The sequence below is a fragment of the Pedobacter westerhofensis genome (genome assembly GCF_900182595.1).
GTDB lineage: Bacteria > Bacteroidota > Bacteroidia > Sphingobacteriales > Sphingobacteriaceae > Pedobacter > Pedobacter westerhofensis.
Map to the genome: position 1 here is coordinate 211,972 of NZ_FXTN01000001.1, position 22,784 is coordinate 234,755.

Below are 22,784 nucleotides of genomic sequence, written 5' to 3' on the forward strand. Positions count from 1 at the left end.
CCTGTCAATTTTAAATCAATTCATCAGCACTGCTGTTATTCATAAAAATCGAAATAATTATGAAAGCAGTTACAATCCATAACTACGGCAGCGCTGATGAATTGATCTATGAAGATGCTGAAAACCCCACAATTCAGCCTGATGATGTGCTGATCAAAGTCTATTCAGCCAGTATCAATCCTGTAGACTGGAAAGTCAGAAGCGGAAATTATCCCGGTGCCGATCAAAGAAAATTTCCTGTAATTTTGGGATGGGATCTGTCAGGCGTAATTGAACAGCTTGGAGATGAGGTGACAGGTTTTGCCATAGGTGATGAAGTTTATGCAAGACCAAATACCAAAAGACAAGGCACATATGCAGAATATGTGGCTGTCAATTTTAAGGAGATTAGCCCGAAACCAAAATCAATAGATCATATCCATTCAGCAGCAGTCCCACTTGCGGGAATGACGGCATGGCAGGGCCTGTTTACCCACGGTAAGCTGCAGGCGGGTCAGAAGGTATTGATTCATGCTGCAGCAGGCGGTGTAGGAACCTACGCCGTACAGCTGGCAAAATGGAAAGGTGCCTATGTGATTGGAACAGCATCAGAGAGTAACATAGATTTTCTGAAGGATCTTGGTGCCGATGAAATCATCGATTACAAGAATGAAGATTTTACTGAAAGACTGGGGAATATAGATCTTGTACTTGATCTCATTGGAGGAGACGTGCAGCTGCAGTCACTCGAAGTATTAAAGCCCGGAGGAATATTTATCAGTACACTGGCTATTAAAGATGAAGCAGCAATTGCAGCCAAAGGATTGACAGGAGGCAGGTTTATGACCCAGTCTGTTCCCGAAGACCTGGCCAGTTTAGCCGCGCTGATTGATGAAGGCAAGCTCAAACCTGTCATTTATGACATCATGGATCTGAAGGATACTGCCGAAGCGCAACGCAAAGTTGAAGAAGGACATGTAAGGGGAAAGATCGTGATAAAAGTAGTTGATGAGATTTAAAATTTTGTGTACACTGCAAGCTGAACAACATTATTTACTGTATTGTTGTTCAGCCCCTTTACAGCCTGGTTCAGATAGCCTGCTTCAATGTCAAGCTTCTTGCTGAAGCGGTATCCTGCTGCTGCATATGCCCTATTCTGATCAAAAAATTTATGATTCAGTTCATCCTTGTGCTGGATATTGAAGAAAAGTTCATTCTGTAAAGCTACAAAAGCACCTTTCTCAAAACTCTGCACACCTTTTTCCAGGGGGATGATAAACCTGGCGAAATACCTGAAACGCTGTGCAAACAATTCTTCCTTACCCGCCCTTTCTATAAAACGATGTTCCAACCTGAAACGGTGTGCGGCAATCACTGTACGGGCTGCTTTATGTTTATACACGTACTGCTCCCAGATCCTGTGTTCGGATAGCACACGATCAAGCGGGCCATCAGTATGGGTGTAGGTCTGGTTCAGCAAATATCCTAAGGTCAGTTCGTTTTTTCCATTGGCATAGTAAGTTATCCCGGGCCTGAACAGAAAGTTCCTTACGTTGTCCCATTTATCCGCAGAACGCAGCTGCATGTCCAAATATGTGCCCCATTTTTTACTGATCTTCGTGTTGTTCAGCAGGAATAACCAACCAGTACTTTGGTGCTGGGTTTGGGCCAGCAGCCTGCCCCCCGTAAGGAATACGACGACAAAAAAGAAAACAGATAAACGCATGGGGTAATAATACTACATTTAGGGCATAAGCCAAAATGAAAATGCCATTCTTTGGGAATGGCATTTATGGAAATTAATTCATAAAAGGTTTTAGCATTTGGCCATAGCTACGTCTGAAGGTTCAAAATATTGCGGCAGCAAATCATCCAGTATGGCATTTGTAGCCGGGGTTTCTTCATCTGCCTTTAGCACTACAGGATTACCTGCGGATATTGCAGCGATGACCGGGTTGAGCAATAAGATTAAAGAACTTCCGGTTCCTTCGCTCAGGAATAATTCACAGGGTTCGGCATAAGTGTCGCCTTTCAGGCTTGGAGGCGCCACCCATTCCCTGAGCTGCGACCTGGTAAATTCTATAATGGCAATCGGGGCACCTATTTCACACATCGGTTCTGACGTAGGCACTTTAAAATCTTTTCTTATTGCATCACAGAAAGCGTTCTTGTTCTCTATTAACATACGTTCAAGATGGTCAAGCTGCATAATACGCCAATGATAGGATTTCCTGATACTTGTTTTAAGGTTAACTTTCTGTCTGCCAAAAAAATCAAGGAATTGAAGCATAGTTTTATTTTTTTTAAGTGATTCAAAAATCCCTCAGCCGGGGAGTGAAAACATTGATTCCAGTCTGTATTTTTTTAGATTACAATTTTGATTTAACTAATTTACTTTTTCATTAAGTTATATTTTTGTCTGGTTCAAATCTCCGTAATTGTAACAGCAAAAGCAATAACATTTGGTAATAAATTCTATCTATAGATTTTTCATACATTATATCTACGGCAGATAGTTACTTCTGATCCTGCTTAACGACTGCGGTGTAATACCCAGATAAGATGCGATATACTGATTGGAAAACATTTGCAGCAAATGCGGCTCCTCTTCGATCAGCTTATGATATCTTTCGGTGGCAGACATAGTGAGTAACGTAAATGCACGGTCATACGCTACAATAAAAGATTTATCGCTTACCTTTCTCATTGCGCGCTCAAAAATCAGGGAATGCTGCAAAGCATAGTCAAGATCAGATTTACTAATCTGAATCGCTTTGATGCTGGTAAGTGTTTCACTGGTGAGCGAGGCTGGCTTGCCATTCAGAAAACTCTTATAATCTACAATGAGGAGGTTTTTGACATTGCTTACCGGCTGATTAAAATGAAATATCCAGGTGGTAGTTTTGCCGGAGAAATTAGTATAGAACGATCTGGCTTCACCTGAAATCAGAAAGTATGCGTAGCGGCATACAGTTCCGGCCGAGGAAATAATATGGCCTTTTGGAAAATAAACCTCTTTTGCCCGTTCCCGGATAATTGTAATGCACTGAGCATCAAGATTAACTATTGATCTTAAATAATCGGAAAATGAATACTGCATAGATTGAGCCACACTATTATTGTGTAACAATAACGTTAACATTAATCATATTGGTATAAATTGTTAACATTAAAAATACGCTCATCCTCCAACCTGAGCGGAAATGCGAAAAATACGTTCGTTAGGATTGAAAAGGGAGGAAAAAGAGGCAACACCTGTTTGAGGGTCAGCCTAACTGACCCTCAATACTAGCGATCTCAATCAAAAAATGATTTACAAATTGATGCCACGTTTTTAACAGGGCCAGACATCATAAAAAATATTGAGTATACTGGTAATGCTGATTATTTCTTATCAGGCATTAAGTTACGGATAATTTTATCCGTTAAAAAGGGGCATATGCGCCATTATTTTTGCATCACCATCACCCCGTTCATGACAAAAGTACTTCCTCCGTCAGCTACGATATTATATACCTTTTGTGTGCCCCCAGCACGTTCATCTTTTTTCCAGACGGTATACACATCATATGTACCGCTAAGCTCGTTAAGGCACAAAACTTCCTGGCCTTCTTTTATTTCGCCCATTTTACGGTTCCCGCCCCTGGTCATCATCGGATGATTAGGCGTTGCCTGCAACAGTTTTACGCTCAGCTGGATTTCAGTTCCAGAGGATGTCTCTTTAAGATCGGACATCACCAGCATTAAGGTGGTAAGGGCGTAGTTTTTGGCTTCATGCGCAGTCAGTTCCTTTACATTAACTATGGATGCAGCTTTAGTTTGCGGATCAACGGTGATCACCTGATCGCCCGCCTTTACATCCTTCAGCATTTTCTTTAATCCATTGGCCATAGCCACCTGCTCATCCCCTGGAAAACAAATGTCACTACCATAGGTAGCCTCTTCTTCTGATGGTGCTTTACCATTGTTCAGAACCTTGTACTGCTGAAAACTGAGTTCTCTGGACAGGATATAGGAAAGTTTGAGCACAAAGTTTTTTTCTTCCTTATTGATATTGTCTATGTCCTGAAAGTATTTGTCCCACACCTTGCCCTCAGCAGTATAATCCGGCACCAGGGCTTTGTATACCTTACCTTTTTCAGTGGTATAGAAAACCATCAGGCCGATCTCCTGCATCCCCTCTTTGGCAAGCAGCCTGTACAGGTCGACACGTTTTTTCAGTCCGTCATCCCCGGTAATAAAAAAGGGTTTACGGGCCTGATAGCGATCCAGGATGTACATATTATCGAACTTTATATAGGTTTCCTTATCAAGATCCGAAACATTATAGTTTTTAGCTATATCATATTCAGCTAATGTCAGCGGACGGGGATTCACCGGTTTTTGCTGCGCATTCGACTGATGAAAAGCTACAGCCAGCAATAGAAAAAATATTATTTTTTTATACATATAACGTAATGGTGGATGTTAAGATATTTGTTTAAAAGCATCAGCGAAAATCTGCATTTCGTCCATTCGTCCAATGCTTACACGGCACCAGTCTTTATCATTAAATTTCCAGAAACGTACACCTACCCCCCTGTTGGACATCTCTGTTGCAAAACGTGATCCTTCCATTTTAATCGGGAACATCACAAAGTTGGCAGACGAAGGGATATAATCATATCCTTCCTTTGTCAATACCGAATACAGGAATTCTTTTGAAGCGAGTGTTTTCTTTAAAGCATCTTTGAGGAAGTCCTTTTCCTGATAGCCCGCAATGGCGGCAGCCAGCGTTGGGGCAGAAATGCTCATGTTACCTACCGAATACTTCATCAGATCTTTAACGGCAGCTGGCTGAGCGATTACGTATCCGCAGCGGAGGCCGGCAAAACCATATAACTTGGAGAAGGTACGCGCAACAATAATGTTATGGCCTGCCTTTACCAGACTGATCATGCTTGAAGCCTGTGGGTCTGGCAGATAATCGATGTAGGCTTCATCCACAAACACAGGAACTTTTTTGCTTACACGCTCACAAAAAGCTTTGAGTTTTGCGGTATCCAGGATGGTGCCTGTAGGATTATTGGGATTGCAGATATACACCAGTCCGGTGTTGCTGGTGATCTTTGCTTCCATGGCATCAAGGTCAAGCTTAAAATCTGTTGTTAAAGGCACTTTAATCCATTTGGCTCCCAGTACTTCTGCATCTGATGGCAAACTGCTGTAAGATGGGTCGGCAGTAATAATCTCTGCACCGTTCTTTCCATAGAACATGGCAGAAGCCAGTAATAATGGTGATGAGCCGGCATCCATCAGGATGTTTTCTTCTTTAACTCCTTCATAAGCGGAGATCTTGCCGGTTAGTTCTTTCATGTGCATAAAAGGATACTGATAGCTGGAATCCAGGGCTTCCTGGATCGCCTTCTTTACTGCTGCTGAAGGGCCAAAAGGATTCTCGTTGGCCAACAACCTGGCTTTCATCACTGGCGGCGATTGCAAAACGGCAGCCTGGTCCGCAAGCCTGTCGTTCAGTACCGTTTGCTGCAACCTTTTAGGCATTGCAGCCAGTGCAGTAATTGCGCCTGAGAAAAAGGCCGTGCCTCCGGCCAGTAGTGCTGTAGATTTGATCCAGCTGCGGCGGTTAATTGAATTTGCCATGATTTGAGAGTTTAATGTAAATTATCCTTTTGTTGATTGTGTTGGGTATGCTATTCGTGCTTCAGTTACGCGGCTGTGTATATTGGCGACAACACTTCTTGCGGATTCAAATGCACCGGCCATCCAGGCATTCAGATAGGTAAGGTGTTCGCCGGCAAAATATACATTGCCATCTGGTTTTAACAGAGCGGGGTATGCATTACTGCGGGTGTCGCTCGTATACACAGCCCAGCCGCCCATATTGTATTTTGTTTTGTGCCAGCTTACGGAAAATGATCGCTCAAACTCCTTGTCGTACTGCGGATGGATCAGCCTACCCTTTTGCAAAGCCAGCTTTTCGCGGTCGGCATAACTCAGTTCGCCCAGCTGCTGCGCTTTTTCATTAAAATTGTAGTATCCGATCAGTATACCCTTTTTATCCAGGTAATCATATGATGGATAGAATATTTGTGTGAGTTCATTATTGGTGTGTGTGATGCCGCCATAAATATGTTCGTCCTCTTCCCAGAAACGGCGTTTAAACTGCAGGCCGATCTTACCGGTTTGATTGTAGCTGATATAATCGATGGCGCGGCTCACGTCAGAGGAGAAATTGGTACTGATGTTACTTAATACAGGCAGTGGAATTGTACATACACAAAGGTCGGCCTGCAGCTCATGAATCCCTGCAGCATCCTTATAAGTTACCTTTACCCCATCTGTTACATTATGAATGGAGGTAACTTCGGCGCCCATTCTGATCATCGGAGCGATCTTTTTTTCAAGTGCCCTGGCGATGCTGTCCATCCCTCCCACAGCCTGGAACATGGTCATCTGCAGTTCATAGGTATATTCTGCAACATTATAAAAATCAGGGTCCATCAAACCGGAGCGCAGTATGTCTGCAAGTGTATAGGGATCTGCAATTCTGCCCGGTTTATTACCCGCGCCCGGAGACTCGATGTATCCCCTGCGTGCCGATGCCTTATAAAGCTTATCGGCATCCAGCCCTCCTTCAGCCATCAGGTATTCGATGATCTTTTGTCCGTCCTCCTTTGTTAAAGGATTGTCCAGATTGCCATGATCCATACTTTTAGCAAGCATTTCCATCATATAACCTCGCACATCATTATGGATCTCGCGGTTGCGGACCTTCTTATTGGATAAAGGCCCCTTTCCTTCGGCAAAGAAGTAAGCACTTTCGTTTACATTGTTATACACCTGGATAGGAACTCCAAGTTCTTTACAGTAATGCAGGGTAAGTTCATGGTTATGCGGGATGCGTGAAGGCCCGGCATTAAAGTATAAACCCTCATCAAATTTTGCTGTTACCTGCGGCTGATCTTTTTCGGTATGTGTAGTATTGTTTCTGACACTCCAGCATCTTCCCCCTGTTCTGTCCCTGGCTTCGAGCACTGTACATTGATAACCTAATCTATTTAATTCATAAGCGGCAGTCATTCCGGCCAGACCGGCACCTAAAATGATTACTTTTTTCCCATTCGCGTTCTTTTCCAGTTCAAAAGCATAGGCAGGTACGGGTTTCATTAAGCCTAAAGCCATCATTGCAGGGTATGCACTGCCTGCCAACAGGGTGCTTTTACTGAGAAAGTCGCGTCTGGTTATAGATTTCAAAATATTTGAGAGTTTATTTTATAAATTTAGATAAAAATAAGTTTACAGCCTCAATTATTTGAAAATAAGGTATTATTTTACAGCTTAAATTAGATCATTAATAATAATTCATATGAATAAACATTTATAAATCACATTTAAACATAGAAACGACACAGAAAACCCAAAATATCTAAACATACCGAGTTTTACTCTTAACAAAACAATAATAAAATATATTTTAATACAATTGGAATCAGTATATTGAGGATACAATATTTATTTATACATGGAAGCATTTCTTTTGACTTAAAATCATCAATTGCTTATCTTGGCTGTGTACAGACTGGCTGTACATTGATAAAAAGTATTGTGACTAATCCAAAAAATATGAGCGATCAAAACTTGTGTACACATCTAACCTCAATTACTAACGTACAAATCGGCGACGAGGGAGTCTGCGAAGAATGTATCAAAACAGGCGGGCTATGGGTTCATCTGCGCACCTGCCAAACCTGCGGAATAACCCTATGCTGTGATCAGTCGCCACAAACGCACATGACTAAACATTTCAGGCACACAAACCATCCCGTTGTGGCCTCTGCAGAAAAGGGCGAAAGATGGCTATACTGCTACCCGGATGAGGAAATGGTGGAGTATTGATCAAATCCATTGACGCTGTACAACGAAGCGTCTTTGATAATTAACCTGACCCAGATGATATGAGAGATGTGCCGCCAGATGAACAAGAACGTATTCTATCGTTTGATCTGGATGAATGGATAAGATTTCTCTGGGATAGATGGCATCCATAGCTTCATTGGGAATTTTTGATAATGAGAGCGACACTATTCCGATGAGTTCCTCCAGCTGATCAATAAATTCATCACGTGTAAAGAGCCTGGCAGCAAATTCTGCGTCCCTGTCCCTGACATATCCGATATTCCCGAATGGATTGCCGATGTAGGTTTTCAGGTTTCCGATCAGGTGCTGGACCAGGTTCCCTGCAGCATTAGTGGTGCCGGGCAAAACTTCCCAGATCGCTTCTTCATCCGGATAACTTTTCAGTTCATCTATCAGCCTGTTGAGATCACGGGTATATAAAATGATATAATAATTGATGTTCATTTGAATATATCTATTTGCTTCAGCATACAAACATTATTTACTTCAATTGGTTTTAAGATACAATGAAAGGTGTTAAAAAACAGGATCTTCCTACTAAAATATGCCCGGTATGCACACGTCCTTTTACCTGGCGAAAAAAATGGGATAAGAACTGGGACGACGTAAAATATTGCAGCGATAAATGCAGAAGGACAAAAGTTTAATTTGAACTGCTCCCACCGGCAGCACTAATATCATTTAATACTTCTGTTTCTCAGTAAAACGTTTAATTTTATTCATTGTTACGCTTTGGCGAACATCTAAAGAAATTTAAAATTATGAAATATAAGTCCTTTATTTCTATAGCAGCAACATTGATACTGCTGCTCGCTGCAACTACTTTTTCTATCAAAGTATATGCACAAAAACCGCCCGCAAAACAGTTTTATGAACTCGTGATTTACCACATCAAAGATAAATCACAGGAACAGCGGGTTGATCAGTATTTATCGGATGCTTTTGTACCCGCAGTTCACCGTTTCGGGATCAAAACTGTAGGTGTTTTTAAGCTTGCGGGCATTGATACTGCTGCTGATAAAAAGATCTACGTATTGCTTACCTATAAATCACTGACAGACTTTCATCAGCTTAGCAACAAATTAACTACCGACAAAGAGCTGGCACTTAAGGGCAAAGACTATGTGGATGCAGGCTTTGACCAGATGCCTTATCTCAGGAAGGAATCCATTCTTATGGAATCATTTTCAGGAATGCCAATGCTGAGAACGCCAAAGTTTAGTAACGCTAAACCGGAACGTGTGTACGAACTGCGCAGCTATGAAAGTGCCACAGAAAAATTATACCGGAACAAGCTGAGCATGTTCAATGATGGCAACGAGATGGCGATCTTTGACCGGATCGGGAGCCAGGCCGTATTTTATGGGGAAGTACTGGCTGGAAGCCATATGCCAAACCTGATGTATATGACCACCTATGCCGATATGAAATCCAGGGATGAGCACTGGAAAGCCTTTGGCAGTGATCCCGACTGGAAAAAATTATCTGCAATGCCAGAATACCAGCACAATGTTTCCAAATCGGCTATCGAATTTCTTGTGCCAACGGAATATTCAGATTTTTAAGCAGTTCGGTAATCAGATTTGCTCCCTGTTTTCCAGCAGCTGAGCATTGTCAGTTCTCAGCCGCAAAAAAAACAATGAATGCAAGATCATAATGCCCGGCCAAAGCTCTTTCTGAAAGCTTTAGCCGGGCATTATTTTACAGCAGCTTCGGCGCTATGTTCCCTTTACCGAAACGGAAGCCGATGGAAACTTCATGAGAACCATTGCTTATTCTACCGATATTGCTGTTGCCAATTCCTGTCTGGTAGCTGTAACCTATCTTAATGTTATTATTAAGGGTTACAGATAAAATACCGGCAATCTCATCAGTAGTCCTGTAGTTTACGCCAAAGCCAAACCTGTCTTGCAGATACACTGTTACAGAAAAATCTGCCTGCGTATCAAAAGCCCTGCTGTAGGAAACCATTGTTGCAGGTTTGAGTTTTACGTCCTCATTCAGGGTAAAGAGATAAGCTCCACTAAAATAATAGGTATTGCTGTAATTACGTTTGTCATCTTCCGAGGCACTGCCCAGGCTGCGGATGCTTAGGCGTGGAATTGAAGCTCCGACATAGTATTTCTCAGGGCTGTATAACATCAGGCCCAAACCAACCGTCCCTACAGTTTCGCGAATATCATCCTTAAAGCTCGGGTCATTGCCATCCACTTCTGAGTACGTAGCCTTGTAATTCCTGAAACCCGCATTGAAGGAAGCGGCAAAAAAATTGCTTTCAGAAAGCTGTACTGCCTTGGCAAAAAAAGCAGAAACTTCTGTCAGCTTTTCAATATTGAATTTATCGTAGGTGACCGACAAACCTGCAGCACCATTGATACGTTCGATAGGTAAACTACCGTTTAGCTGGAAAGTGTACGGAGATCCTTCAATGCCTGTCCATTGTTTCCTGCTGTTCAGGTTTACAGAACCGGCCTTATCCAGCAATGAATAGGTGGAATTAAAAGGAACCTGGTTATCTGAGTATTGTGTAAAAGAAGTAGCCTGCTGTGCGCGGCATACCGTTATGATCATCATCAAAGTTCCGGTAAGCAGTGCCAATTTAAATAGTTTCATTTGAATATATTTTTTGATAAAGCCGGGGGCTATCCCCCGGCTAATTAGCATTTAGTATTTTAGGATAAAATATCCTGTTTTGCGTTTCACCTTGCTGTCTACATTGTATTCTACCAGGGCGAAATAAGTTCCCTGTGGCAGCAGTGTCCCGGATTTGGATTTCCCTGTAAATACGTTCTGATCATTATCATAACCTTCCACATCAAATACTTTGATACCGGTACGGTTAATGATCGTTACCTTGTTCAGCGGATAATCCTTGATACCATCAATGGTTAGGAATTCATTTATACCGTCGCCATTGATGGATAATGCAGGATGAACTTTAATCCCTTCGCCATCGGCATCGGTAATCAAGACATTTTCTACAACAATTTTAGCAGCTGCATATTGGTTATTACCAGCCTGACTGGCAGAAACCTGGACGACACCAATCCGTAATGCTTTGACCTCCCCGTTATTTAAAGAAAGATGTGAAGGATCAGAAACTGTAAATGTTATAGGTAAGCCAGAGCTCGCAGTTGCTTTCAGCATATACGTGCCATTGGTTTTTAATGCAGGCACACGCTCAAAAGTGATCACCTGATTTACCTTATTCACTACCAGCAGCTGACTTGCGGAAGGTTTACTTGAATAGCTGACGTTATCAGGTGCAGTTGCCGTTATTGTTACATTACCGGCACCAACGATATGAATTTTATTATCTGCAATAGTTGCAATTGTTACGTCGGAACTGGTAAAAACGGGAGTTTCTCCGCTGCTCAACACTGCTTCAGGAACAAAATCTGCGTCTCCAACTGATTTCACCGGAAGTGCAGCCATTGTGAGCGTCCTGGTGGTAGAGGTAATATTTAATACCCCGCTTACATAATTAAAGGTATAGTTCTCATCCGCTGCGCCTGAGAGTGTAATCGGATAGGTTCCAGCCGGAGAGTTTGTCACAGCTGCAGTGGTAGCCAATGGAGGGATCTGAATAACAGATTCATTTTCAGCATTTACAAAACCAGCATATCTAAACGTAAATGCAGGGTTGTCCAGGCCGAAAGCCCTCGACTTATTTTCGGCAGTAACCGTAAGCGTAGCCTTATTTACCGTTAATACCCCTTCCTCATATACAATCGCATAATTTTGTGCAGAAGCCGCACTGCCATTAATGGAATAGGTGCCTGCAGGAGATAAAGGCGTAGCTGCGGTAGTGAGAATAGCAGGTGCAGAAACTGCAGTAGCGACTGTTTCACCGTTTACAAATCCCTCATAAGAGGCCGTCAACGGAGGGTTAGCTTGTCCGTATGATTTAGCCTTGCTGTCTGCCCTTACGATCAGTGTCCTTTTAGCAACAACCAGAGGTTTGCTGACAGTAACTGCAACAAAATCGTTCGTTGGAGGGAAAGCGGCACTGATATTAGCTGTACCCGCAGCGATGATTTTGACCCTGCCATTTTCGATGACAGCAACATTTAAATTATCCGAAGTAAAGACCGGCAATAAGCCTGTTTCTGACGTAGCAGCAGGGGTAAATGGCGCATCACCATAAGAAACGGCAGGCAGATCATTATAAACAATAACCTGTATACCTTTCACAAACAACTGCCCATCAGTATAATTAATCGCATAGTTTGGCGATGCCGCACCGGTTACCGTAATCGGATATGTTCCCTTTGGCGAGGTTTGAACAGCTGTGGTGCTGCCAATTGGTGCTGAAGTCAGTCCGGCTGCCAGGTCTCCGTTTACAAAGCCCGTATAGGTAAAAGTAAATACCGGGTTTGGCTGTCCCTGTGCGCGCTCCAGATCATTGGCCTTGATGTTCAAGGGAGCAGGTGTAACTGAAAGCGTTCCTCCGGTGTACGATACCGTATAGTTTGCTGTACCTGCCAAGCCAGTAACACTAATCGGGTAAGTATCTACCGGCGAGGCTGCCGTAGCTGTAGTAGCTACTACTGTCTGCAGACTTAACGAAGCAGGATCATCCTGTGCTGCAAGTCCCCCATAACTCAATGTTAAAGCCGGATTGGCCTGCCCGTATAACTTTGACTGATCCACAGCTTTAACCATTAAAGCGGCCGGAGTTATAGTCAATACACCCGGAAGATAATTAAAGTTATAATTTTTTGCGGTTGCGCCTGAAGCATTGATCGCATATTTTGCTACCGGCGAAGATGCTGTTGCGGTAGTGGTGACCGTGGGTTTGTTGGTAAAAACAAAGTCTGTCTCAGCATTTACCAGTCCGCCATAACTTACTGTAAATTCAGGGTTAAGCTGTGCATACACTTTGGTTTTAGCATCAGGAGTTACCGTAACCATTTTTTTATCTACTGTAAGTGTTGCCGTTGCCGTTTCACCGGGGCCAAAATTAGCGGTGATGGTGGTAGAACCTGCGCCAAGGATATGGATCACGCCAGCACTCTGAACCGCCACCGCCGGATCAGTTACCTTATAGGTTGGCGTAATTCCTGATATACTTCTGGCACCGGGAGAGAAATCCGCGTCACCATAAATTTTGTGCATATCAGCGAAAGCGGTAGTACCTTCAGTCAGCTTACCGCTGATATAGGTAATTGCATAATTAGCAGAGCTTAATCCGGAAGGAACAATCATGAAATTTGAGCCATCTGCCTGTTTGGCAAAGACAAGATTGCCCGTCAGGCTGCCCGGCCCCTCGTTGTTTACAAATCCTTCGTAACGCGCCGTAAATACAGGGTCCGGCTCAGCTGTCAGCTTGGCTTTATCATCTGCAATCACATTTAATGCTGCTTTGGCAACACTGATATGCTGCACGGCACTTCCTGCGGCATAATTAGCATCTTCAGCCTGAGATGCTGTAATATCAGCTTCTCCTGCCCCTTTAATCGTCACTGCCCATTCCCCTATTTCATTTTTCTCTACCGCAGCCACATTGGCATTACTGGTGGTAAAGGTTATTGCATTGGGCGAATTACTGCTGATCTGGAAAGGCAGTGGCTGAGCCCCATAAGTTGCGGATGCAGGAAAGTTGGCAAAAGTAATGATCTGATCAATTTTGGCAATGATAGTCAGGCTTCCTTTAACAGGATTAAAGCTGTACTTTTCTGAGGTCATCCCAAAAACATCGACAGCAATATCTACTACCCCCGGACGGGTAGTTTCATCAGCCATGATCGTTAATACCGGAGTACCGGTAACTGAACTCGCATCGTCATTATTTTTGAAGGGCCCAAAAACATAGGTAGCAACCGGGTTTGCGGCGCCCTGTGTTTTACTTTTATTTTCGGCAATGACATCCAGTACTGCCTTTGCAATGGTTAGCGTGGCAGTAACTTCCGGTGCAGGAGAATAGACAGCACCACCGGCCTGATTGGCTCTGATGACCACTGTGCCTGCTTTTTTGAAGATCACCTGGTTGCCAGTGCTGATTTCGGCAATTGCCGGATTATCTGAGGTATAAATAACAGGATTACCGCTTGCGCCTCCTGTGGCTGATAAGACCAAATTTGCATCACCGTAGGTTGCGGAATATGCTGGCTGGAGACCTGTAATTGCTTGCGGTGTACCGTCAACGGTAATTGCTTTAGTTGCCGTTCCCGGACTTGTTGTGGCATTTCCCGGTTCGGTAACGGTGATTGTTACTGGCCCAGCCCCCACAATTTTCGCCGTATTACCGGTAATTTCAAGCACCCCTGCCGGTGCAGCGGTATATTGAAAGGCAGTTAAGCCAGACGTACTGCTTGCGGATAAAGTAAAATCGGGATCACCTACCTTGAAAGTTGCAGGAAAAGTATTGGTGAAGGTTACTGTTTGAGGAGCTTTCACCGGAGCAAGGGTAACCTTCGAGCCGTCAATTACAATCGCCGAATTTCCATCAGTCCCGTAACCAAGTTTGGCAGAAACTGTTGACACCGTTCCGCCAGGATTTGCTCCATCAGGCCAGGTACCGTCAGCGGAGGTGTTATAACCTGCAATAGAACCATCAGTTATGTTTCGCTGCTCAATTCTTCTAATACCATTGGCATCCGTATTCAGGATCATTGATCCCCAGGCACCTTCAGTACCGTTCACATTATTGTAATAGAATGGCGCATATCCACTAAATGTACTGGGCGATCCCATTGTACCGGTAACACCATCATTCTCCAGGAATGTCCCTGCAACAGGGCGGCCATCTCCATTCACATTATCATATAAAAAGACAAAGTTCTTTCCAGTCCCAGCAGTAGGAGTACTTCTGATGGCCGTACCATTTCGTGGAACATTAACAGCATTGTCAGTGGTCGTTATCGTAACCACGGTCAATGGTTGATCAGCAGGTGAATGTAACGTATAGGCTATCTTACTTTCATCGTAGGGTATAGAAGGATCATTAGGATTTGGATTTACAGGCTCATTAAGACTAATCCTGATGAAAACTTTTGAACCTATCGTCCTCCCTCTGACTGTCTCCTGAATAAACCATCCCTCGTACGCCCCATTGGCGTCAGCAGTGAATACTCCATAATCAACACTCAGCGAACCTATTGAACCATTTGTAGGCCCATTGCTTGGAGTAGGTTCCGGTCTGTAGAAATCTACTCCGTTGTAACCAGGTGTACCCGGAATTACATTTTTAGGTGGAAGTATGTAAAAATAAGCCGGAGCATTAGGATTAGCGGTTGTTGCGATAACAATTTTATTCTGGTACCTGTAAGTCTGCCCGGCTTTAAGACCGGTTATTCTGGCCCTGAATACATAGGGAATACCACCCATACGCGAAAACAGGTCGTTGGTTCCTTCAATATATTTTGGAAATATCAGCATTTCCATTGCAGGCCCCTGTGCAAAGGTTTGGATGGAAAATAATGTAAATAAAAATAGTAAAAGCTTTTTCATTTATAATGATTTTAAAATAAGTCTGGTTTTAGGAGCTATTTGCTCATGAGAATAGTTACTGCGCCACCGGAATCCACATAGAACAGAAAAACGGTGTTAATCAAATGGTTATCCAGGTCCTTTGGCAAGGCAACAGGAAGACTTGCAAGTACAGTCTGATTTATCGGATCAGTAATTATAAAAGTAAATTGACTTACCAATCCATTATCACTGGTGATTCCAAGCTTTATATTTTGAAAATCAGAAAATGAAGTGGAAACATTTAAAAACTGTGCCACCTGGATGGGTTTATCTGTATTGGGTGTATAAGTAGCTGTATTAATATAAATATTAACTTTATTTGGTAACGTACTAGAAAAATTAGCGAGGCTAAATTTTACTATTCCGGGATCAGGTAAAGTTTCATGATCCAGTCCTTTGAAATCACTGCCAAAAATTTTCAGATCAGTATTATTTCCGGATTTAAACATTACAAATGTATTTTTAACGTAAGGTTGAACAGAGAGGGATGTATCCAGCAGCAGATCATCTGCCTGATAAAATCTAAAACGGTTCTTTCCGGATAGAATATTTGAGAATGTATTACCGTCAGTACTGGTAGGGAATTTATTGTTTTCACCCTCAACCACACGCACTGCTCCCGCTGTTAAATCTTTAATCGATAATCTTCCAAATTCCGGATCCTGATTGGCTTCCCCTTTAGAACACGAGAAAAAAGTAGCGCCCATCAGTACAAATAAAGTTAAGTATAGAATTATTCTCATATAATGTTACAATAATGAAAAAGCAGCCCCATAAAATGGGACGCTGCTTTTTCTTTAATTAATAAGATTTACGATTCAACAATTAATCCAGTGAAGTTTGCGGTGTGAAATTAACCCAACCTGAATTCCATTCTCCAATATTTCCAGAGTTAACGGCACCTCTGTCAGTTGAGGTACTAGGGAACAGATTAAGAAATGAATAAGTTCCTGAATTAGCTGTAGTGTAAAATGGGTTTGCAGAGGTTGAACCCAATGCGATAAATACTGCAGGGTTAGCAATGTCGCCTGAAGCAGTTGCGATGCTGTTTACACTTCCTGTTAATGACACAGCAGTTGTTGGATTAAGTGCAGGAGTATTGAATGCATGAACTGTGTTATCAGTAAATCCACCTGGAGTTGCACTTGTTTCAGTGCCAGTTTGGAATTCAGCAGCTACATTATAACCAGCAATGATAGATTTAGTGATCGAAAGATCAGTATTTCTTCTCCAGCGGTTTCCTGCACGCAAAGTGCTGTTACCAGCAGCTGAATAACCTAACAATGTAAAGTGGGTATAAACCGGTTTTGTTTTAGGCGTAAGCGATGAAGCATCAGCATCATTATCTGACTCAATACCGTTAGAATCAGATACTGCAGGAGTACCACTGGTACTGTGAGTTGAGCTTGGATCTTTTAAGCCGATTGCATATTCGATATGTCCGGTGTACCCAAAATCAGTATCAAAATCATCATCATCGTTAGCTACTGCCAATAAATATCTCGCGTTAACAGTACCTCCAAAGAATTCGAAAGCATCATCAGCACCGAAAGAAACCTGAACGTGATCGATTGTAGTACCTGATCCTACACCACCCAGGGTTAAACCATTGATTTCATTATCCGGCGCAAGTTTGAAACCTGCATATTCAATACGTACATACTGAATTGTTCCTGAACTGCCAGCTGGAGCAGCTCCTCCACCGTAAGAGATATCAATTCCAAGTGAGTTTCCGTTTGCATCAAATTTAGGCAAACCTTCGATTTCCTGAGTAGCAGGTTTGTTTGTAGTTGACTGACCTAAAACGATTACTCCTCCAAAATCACCAGCCCTGCGGTTGATTGTGCTACCTGTATTTGGTGCATTTGGCGTAGTAAATACAATTGGCTGATCAGGTGTACCCAAAGCGTCAATTGTACCTGTTTTAGTGATTACCAACACTCCGGCAATTTGATTTACCGCTGCGGTAGGGCTTACCCTGTAACCTACTGCCGCACCTGTAGTGATCACAGTACCTGGTTGAATAGTTAGTTTTGCTCCGCCAGTTACAAAAACAATTCCATTCAATTTGTAAACTTTCCCTGGGCTCAGGGTTCTGCTTTCAGTAATGTTTCCGGAAATTACAGAATCTGCTCCTGTGAATGGCCCGCCAGCCTCATTCGCACGATTGAAACTTCCATCACTTCCTTTTTTACAGCCTGCGACTGCAAAAGCGGCAATTGCTACAATTGCCAATGCTTGTTTTGTGAATCTTTTCATTGTTTTTTATTGGGTTTATGGTTTTAATTATATCATAAAGTTATTAGAACAATATTTAATTATATACTTATTTATGTTAATTTTATATTAATAACCATATGAATAACAGGTGTTTATATAAAAGAAATTAAAACCGATAAGTAAATGCCGCGCTTACATTCGTTCCAGTCTTGACCTTATATGTTATGAAATCGCCCTCTTCTTTTTTGTATCCATCAGACTTTCCTTCTTTTTTTGTGAAGCCCTTATCCGCCTGACCATCGTACCCGTCCCAGTTCTTGTAGAAGAAAGTTTGGGCATTTAAAAGATTGGAAACATTGAGTTTAAACTCGCCCTTTTGCTTAAATAACCGGGTAAATATCTGCAGATCGACCAAATCGCGTCCCATTTCGTATTCAACTTGTGCGGGATCATAATTAATTGTATTGGTACGGTATCCGGATCTGTTATAAACTACGTTTAATCCATACTGATGTTTTGTATACGCAATTCCGGCATTCACGATCCAGGGAGACTGGCCAAAAAGTGCACGTTTGACTGATAACTCTCTTATGTCTTTGCCTTCAGCTCCGGTATACTCTAAAGCCCGCACCTTTGATCGGATCAGGGTTCCGTTACCAAACAAAGACAAATTCCGCAGCCATGCACGATCAGCAATAAATCTTAAGGATTTCCTGAATTCCATTTCCAGACCGTAGTTCTCTGCGGATTTCTGGTTCTGAAAACCATAACGGTCTACAGCAGCATCCTGAAGAAAGACCAGTTCGATGGGCTTATCAAACTTCTTATAAAATCCAGACAAGGAGATAATTTCTCCCGGTGTGGGATACCATTCAAATCTGATGTCAGAATTATTAATTATCGTACTTTTGACATTCGATCCTTCAATTCTTGCATCAAGTATTGGATCATATAAACCAAAGATCGAAGTCTCTCTGAAATCTGGCCGGACAACTGTCTTAGCATATGAAGCCCTGAAGTTTAAACTTTCGGTAAAGCTGTAGGTAAGATTGGCAGAAGGCAGGTAATTTTTATTATCATCCTTGTTTACATCCTGGTCCCTGCTTTTAAATTGCGTATTGGAAAGTTTATAGTTTTCATACCTTATACCGTAAACCAATCTTAACTTTTTAAAGAACTTTTGATCGAGCATAGCATAACCACTATTGGAGCTTGCTTTACCACTAAATTGTTCACCTGAAGATGCAGGAACGTTATAAAATACTTGTCCAGGCCCTGTACCTAACAGTTCAGGACTAAGACTGTAATCATAAGGTCCAACGATCAGGTTATCATGAGAATTGTTAAAGATTTCAATAGTAGAATTAGATAAATTCCTCTTTTTATTAAAGCCGCTGTATCCAATTTTTATTAAAGTGTTATCATACAGGAAGTCAAAAGATCTGGATAGATTAATGCCCCAATTATAGTCTTTCTCCCTGGTATCTGTATATAAACGGTAATCAGGGTTACCGTCATTCAAATAAGGATTGGCAACAGAATAAATCTGGTAATATGCCTTACCATTCACAATTCCGGAACCGCTAGCCTGGAATTTTCTCCTATCATCAATAGTTTGGTTTACATTAGTATAGGAACCGTTCCAAGTTAATTTTACACCTGATTCACCTAAAGTATGTTCACTTTCAAGTTTATGTTGAAGTACTATGGTATTTTCCGGGCTTTGAAGATTGAATTTATTTTTAAATTCTATTGATTGGAGGGTTTCATCATTACGATTTCCCCTTTCATCAATATAATAATCGTTTTTGTATACATGAGAATACATATTCCTCAAACTCATCTTAAACCCCTTTCCTTGAATTCCCAGATTGAGCAGCCCACTTAATGAAGAATTAAATTTATAAATCGTTCCATTTTGTCGTACATCTATACTATCGATCATTTTAGGGGTAAAACCAGCTCTGGTACTGATATAATCATGGATTTCCTGGTTATTGCGTAAAGTGAATCCCCCTACAAATCCAAAATTAACATCATGCTTTAATTGATACGTGCGCCCTAACGTAAAACGGTAGTTCTGATTGGGTTGAAAACCATACCTGTAAATCCTGAATCCTTCGGGATCAAAGGCCCTGCTTTGTGCAGTTACATAACCAGGAACAACAGGTGTATTTCCAATGACAAAGCTTCTTAAGCCAGGAGGCAGTTTATGCCTGTCATTCATGAAACCAATTACCTCAGCCCCCCCTCTTTTTCCCGCCTGCAGAAAATCTTTTCCGATTGTATTTGAATTATAACCGCTTCCAATCTGGAACTGTGTAAAATCCTGCACCGGAATATCCAATGTATTTACACTCACCTGCCCCCCGGCAAACTCAGAGGAAATATCCGGCGTAGCCGTTTTGTTCACTACCACACTGCTCACCATCTCTGCCGGGATCGCATCAAAAGCAAAATTCCGCTGGTTCATCTCGGTACTCGGCTGGGTTACCCCATCAATCTGCGCCTGGTTATAGCGGTCGCTCAATCCCCGCACTACGACGTACCTGTTATCCACTACGTTTAGCCCACTCACCCTTTTCAATACTGCACCAACGTTATTATCCGGAGTCCTGGCTATTTGTGCTGCTGAAATACCGTCGGTAATACCTGCCGCCGTTTTCTGCCTTGCATATAATCCAGCTGCCGAAGCACGCTGAAAACCCGACGTAACCACTACTTCCTTCAGCGCATTGGCCGCAGGTCTCATGGAAACATCAAGTTTAGTTACCGCCCCCGGTTTGATTTGCACACCTGTAATTCGCTGGGTTTGGTAGGAGACATAGCTAATTTCAATCGTATAGGTTCCCGGAGGCAGCGGCAGTATATACGTGCCGTCAACTGAACTCTGCATACCTGTACCCAACTCCGCCACGCGGATACCTGCGCTTGGGAACGTTTCTCCCTTTTCATCCAAAATTTTGCCGGTAAGTTTGCCCGGCTCAGGCTTTTTTACAGGAACCTTTGTGACCAGACTTACTGAAATATTGGAATTAAGAATAGAAAAACTAAGGTTTGCTCTTTTCTCCAGATCTTCGAGCACTGTTTTGATCGGTACATTTTTATAACTGATACTCTGGAGCTGCAGCCCGTTCATTTGGCCTGGGTCAAAAAAGAAAGTATAGGGAGACTGCCTGTCCAGCTCTTTTAGCAGCTGCTGGGCAGTACAATTTTTATAGTTAACCGTTACTGTACCAGATTGCGCCTGGCTTCTCGAAATCTTGTTTATTGATAAGAAAACTATTAAAAATGTGATGAGTTTTAGATGTTTATTGGGGTATACTGCATATTTTTTTTTGGACAGTAAAGATATAATCATACTTTTGGAATGGTTTATTGCGCCTGTGAATCGTAATTTATCATTGTTTTTTTTCGGCATTGCCGATAGTTAAGAGGAGTACTGCCGCCAGCAGTACTCCTTCTTTTTTCAGGTCTCTCCTGATTTATTGCTGCCTTACTTCATCTGTTTTATAGATTTGTTTTTAATTTTAAGATGGAGCCTTTGATGATTAAAGTAATCATGGCTCTTTGTGCTTAATGATTATTTTAATCATGTCGGGTTCATAATCCTGTACCCTTCCGGGATTTTCTTAAATTTTAAATGGTGAGTAAATAATAGTGTATGCAGCACATCTTCGATCGGTTCATTGCTGAACTTTCCGCTGATTGCGTAGGATGACAGCCTGTGCTGGTCAAATTGCAGATCGATATTATAATAGGAAGCCACCCGCATCAATGCTTCAGAAAGTGCCGTGCCATCAAACTGCAGTGCGCCATCTTCTGTATGCGGCTGTACGTCGCCGGCACTGGCAAAGATGGATCTGATACCAGAAAGGCCATTGTGCATATATTGCTGCCCGGGGCGGAGCAGCACCGGCGAGAAGCCTTTCTCCCTGCTGCCAATTTCTACCCTTCCTGTAAAAAGGCGGATCTTTTCCACTCCGTAATTCCGGTAATTTTCCACTGTGAAGGAAGTGCCCAGAACTGTTGTAGAGAGTTTTGCAGAGAATACAGTGAAAGGTTTGGTCTTATCTTTAGCGATCTGGAAAAACGCTTTTCCCTTTACCAGGAACACTCTGCGGTGATGATCGGCAAATGCAGCCGGATATTTAAATACAGAACCAGAAGTAAGGGTAATTACCGAATGGTCTGTCAGGGTGATGATCTTCATCGAACCCACAGGAACCTCTACAATTGTAAATATAGATTGTTGTTTGATACTTTCAGCCCTGCGGTACGACCAGTAGCCTAATCCTGCGATCATCAGCAGGGATGCAGCAACAGCGATCTTGCTGAGCAATTTGAATACAGGTCGTTTCGCAGCAGGTCTTACGATTACCCTTTCCTCATCCAAATCCGGCATTACCTCAAGGTAATCTATATCAAATTCACCATTCTCCACCAGCTGAAAAAACTGATCCAGCTCTGCGTCATTTAACTCACCATCTAAAAATCTGTTATAAAGATTCTTTTTTTCACTCAACTTCATACTTCTATATACTATTGAGCAGGAAGATGAGGGGGGATGAGATTAAAAAATAAAATTTAATGATGTAAGAACAGGGATCAGCAGGTAGAGATAGTCTGCGGCATCTGCCAGCCTGCTCATATCTTTCCTGGCAAGGCTCATATGTTCTTTGACGGTTTCTTTACTGATAGAAAGTACATTTGCAGCTTCAGAATATGACAAACCTTCGATTTTGCACAATTCAAATACTTCTCTCCTTCTGACCGGCATATGCTGCCCCATAGCCTTTCGCAGGCGCCCAAGATCCATCGCGGCAGTCATTACCACATCCTGATTGGCACCATCCTGATCTGAAAGATAACGCCCGCGGAAATCAGTTTTCATCTTCTGGTCGGTCAGCATGCGCTTGAGCCAGGTAAAAGTTACATTTTTGGTAATGGTAAGCAGATATGGCCGGATTTCCCTTTCAGGATCGAACTGTGCCCGTGCTTCCCAAAACTTGAGGAACACATCACTTACCAGTTCTTCGGCTGTTTCGTATGACCGCGTATGTTTAAAACAGTACGCCTTTATATCCTGATAGTACAGGCTATAAATTTGGGCAAAAGCATTCTCATCGCCCGCAATGAAATCCAGAATAATACTTTTAGCTAACACAGTCATACGTTGCAAATTTAAGTTTGAA

Annotated in this window: 18 protein-coding genes; 4 read left to right on the top strand and 14 right to left on the bottom strand. The window is 42.4% G+C overall.

What is annotated here, in order from left to right; genetic code table 11:
• Positions 1-59 precede the first annotated feature (59 nt).
• Positions 60-998, top strand: coding sequence for an NADP-dependent oxidoreductase (locus FN831_RS00955; RefSeq protein ID WP_142526325.1), 939 nt, complete (start codon positions 60-62; stop codon positions 996-998).
• Here the strand turns inward: FN831_RS00955 and FN831_RS00960 are convergent.
• From FN831_RS00960 to FN831_RS00985, 6 genes are all read right to left on the bottom strand, one after another.
• A complete protein-coding gene (locus FN831_RS00960; protein WP_142526326.1) occupies positions 995-1,705 on the bottom strand; it encodes a DUF2490 domain-containing protein in 711 nt (236 codons plus the stop codon). The two genes, FN831_RS00955 and FN831_RS00960, sit on opposite strands and share 4 nt — an antisense overlap.
• Before the next feature lie 90 nt (positions 1,706-1,795).
• Entirely contained in the window at positions 1,796-2,269 is a 474-nt protein-coding gene (locus FN831_RS00965) for an aldehyde dehydrogenase family protein (protein WP_142526327.1), read from the bottom strand.
• A gap of 213 nt (positions 2,270-2,482) precedes the next feature.
• Positions 2,483-3,079 carry a Crp/Fnr family transcriptional regulator gene (locus tag FN831_RS00970; RefSeq protein ID WP_142526328.1) on the bottom strand — a complete coding sequence of 199 codons (597 nt, stop codon included), beginning with the start codon at positions 3,077-3,079 and terminating at the stop codon, positions 2,483-2,485.
• Between the two features lie 347 nt (positions 3,080-3,426).
• The gene (locus tag FN831_RS00975) at positions 3,427-4,428 is read right to left on the bottom strand and encodes a Hint domain-containing protein (protein WP_142526329.1); all 1,002 of its coding nucleotides are present in this window, start codon (positions 4,426-4,428) and stop codon (positions 3,427-3,429) included.
• Positions 4,429-4,446: 18 nt separating this feature from the next.
• Positions 4,447-5,619, bottom strand: coding sequence for a pyridoxal phosphate-dependent aminotransferase (locus FN831_RS00980; protein ID WP_142526330.1), 1,173 nt, complete (start codon positions 5,617-5,619; stop codon positions 4,447-4,449).
• Between the two features lie 21 nt (positions 5,620-5,640).
• Positions 5,641-7,233 (bottom strand): flavin monoamine oxidase family protein, encoded by a 1,593-nt coding sequence (locus FN831_RS00985; RefSeq protein ID WP_221931227.1) that lies wholly within the window; start codon positions 7,231-7,233, stop codon positions 5,641-5,643.
• A 369-nt stretch (positions 7,234-7,602) separates the two neighbouring features.
• On the opposite strand from FN831_RS00985, the gene FN831_RS00990 reads away from it, so the two are divergent.
• Complete coding sequence (locus FN831_RS00990; RefSeq protein WP_142526331.1) at positions 7,603-7,875, top strand: UBP-type zinc finger domain-containing protein; 273 nt, start codon at positions 7,603-7,605, stop codon at positions 7,873-7,875.
• On the opposite strand, the gene FN831_RS00995 is transcribed toward FN831_RS00990, so the two are convergent.
• A complete protein-coding gene (locus FN831_RS00995; RefSeq protein WP_142526332.1) occupies positions 7,876-8,340 on the bottom strand; it encodes a DUF1572 family protein in 465 nt (154 codons plus the stop codon).
• A gap of 62 nt (positions 8,341-8,402) precedes the next feature.
• Here FN831_RS00995 and FN831_RS01000 point away from each other — a divergent pair, with 62 nt between their 5' ends.
• Together FN831_RS01000 and FN831_RS01005 are read left to right on the top strand one after the other, a co-directional pair.
• A complete protein-coding gene (locus FN831_RS01000; protein WP_142526333.1) occupies positions 8,403-8,543 on the top strand; it encodes a DUF2256 domain-containing protein in 141 nt (46 codons plus the stop codon).
• 114 nt (positions 8,544-8,657) lie between these two features.
• Positions 8,658-9,461: an NIPSNAP family protein gene (locus FN831_RS01005; protein ID WP_142526334.1), complete on the top strand. Its 804-nt coding sequence runs from the start codon at positions 8,658-8,660 to the stop codon at positions 9,459-9,461.
• 136 nt (positions 9,462-9,597) lie between these two features.
• On the opposite strand, the gene FN831_RS01010 is transcribed toward FN831_RS01005, so the two are convergent.
• The 7 genes from FN831_RS01010 to FN831_RS01040 form a co-directional block, all read right to left on the bottom strand.
• Positions 9,598-10,509: a PorP/SprF family type IX secretion system membrane protein gene (locus FN831_RS01010; RefSeq protein ID WP_185960343.1), complete on the bottom strand. Its 912-nt coding sequence runs from the start codon at positions 10,507-10,509 to the stop codon at positions 9,598-9,600.
• Positions 10,510-10,560: 51 nt separating this feature from the next.
• Positions 10,561-15,348 carry an MBG domain-containing protein gene (locus tag FN831_RS01015; protein WP_142526336.1) on the bottom strand — a complete coding sequence of 1,596 codons (4,788 nt, stop codon included), beginning with the start codon at positions 15,346-15,348 and terminating at the stop codon, positions 10,561-10,563.
• A 35-nt stretch (positions 15,349-15,383) separates the two neighbouring features.
• Positions 15,384-16,112, bottom strand: coding sequence for a hypothetical protein (locus FN831_RS01020; protein WP_142526337.1), 729 nt, complete (start codon positions 16,110-16,112; stop codon positions 15,384-15,386).
• A gap of 82 nt (positions 16,113-16,194) precedes the next feature.
• Positions 16,195-17,628: a UDP-N-acetyl glucosamine 2-epimerase gene (locus tag FN831_RS01025; protein WP_142526338.1), complete on the bottom strand. Its 1,434-nt coding sequence runs from the start codon at positions 17,626-17,628 to the stop codon at positions 16,195-16,197.
• Between the two features lie 127 nt (positions 17,629-17,755).
• Positions 17,756-20,950: a TonB-dependent receptor gene (locus tag FN831_RS01030; RefSeq protein WP_185960344.1), complete on the bottom strand. Its 3,195-nt coding sequence runs from the start codon at positions 20,948-20,950 to the stop codon at positions 17,756-17,758.
• A gap of 231 nt (positions 20,951-21,181) precedes the next feature.
• Positions 21,182-22,120 (bottom strand): FecR family protein, encoded by a 939-nt coding sequence (locus FN831_RS01035; RefSeq protein ID WP_142526340.1) that lies wholly within the window; start codon positions 22,118-22,120, stop codon positions 21,182-21,184.
• Positions 22,121-22,162: 42 nt separating this feature from the next.
• On the bottom strand, positions 22,163-22,762 hold the full coding sequence (locus FN831_RS01040) for an RNA polymerase sigma factor (protein WP_142526341.1): 600 nt from the start codon (positions 22,760-22,762) through the stop codon (positions 22,163-22,165).
• Positions 22,763-22,784 lie beyond the last annotated feature (22 nt).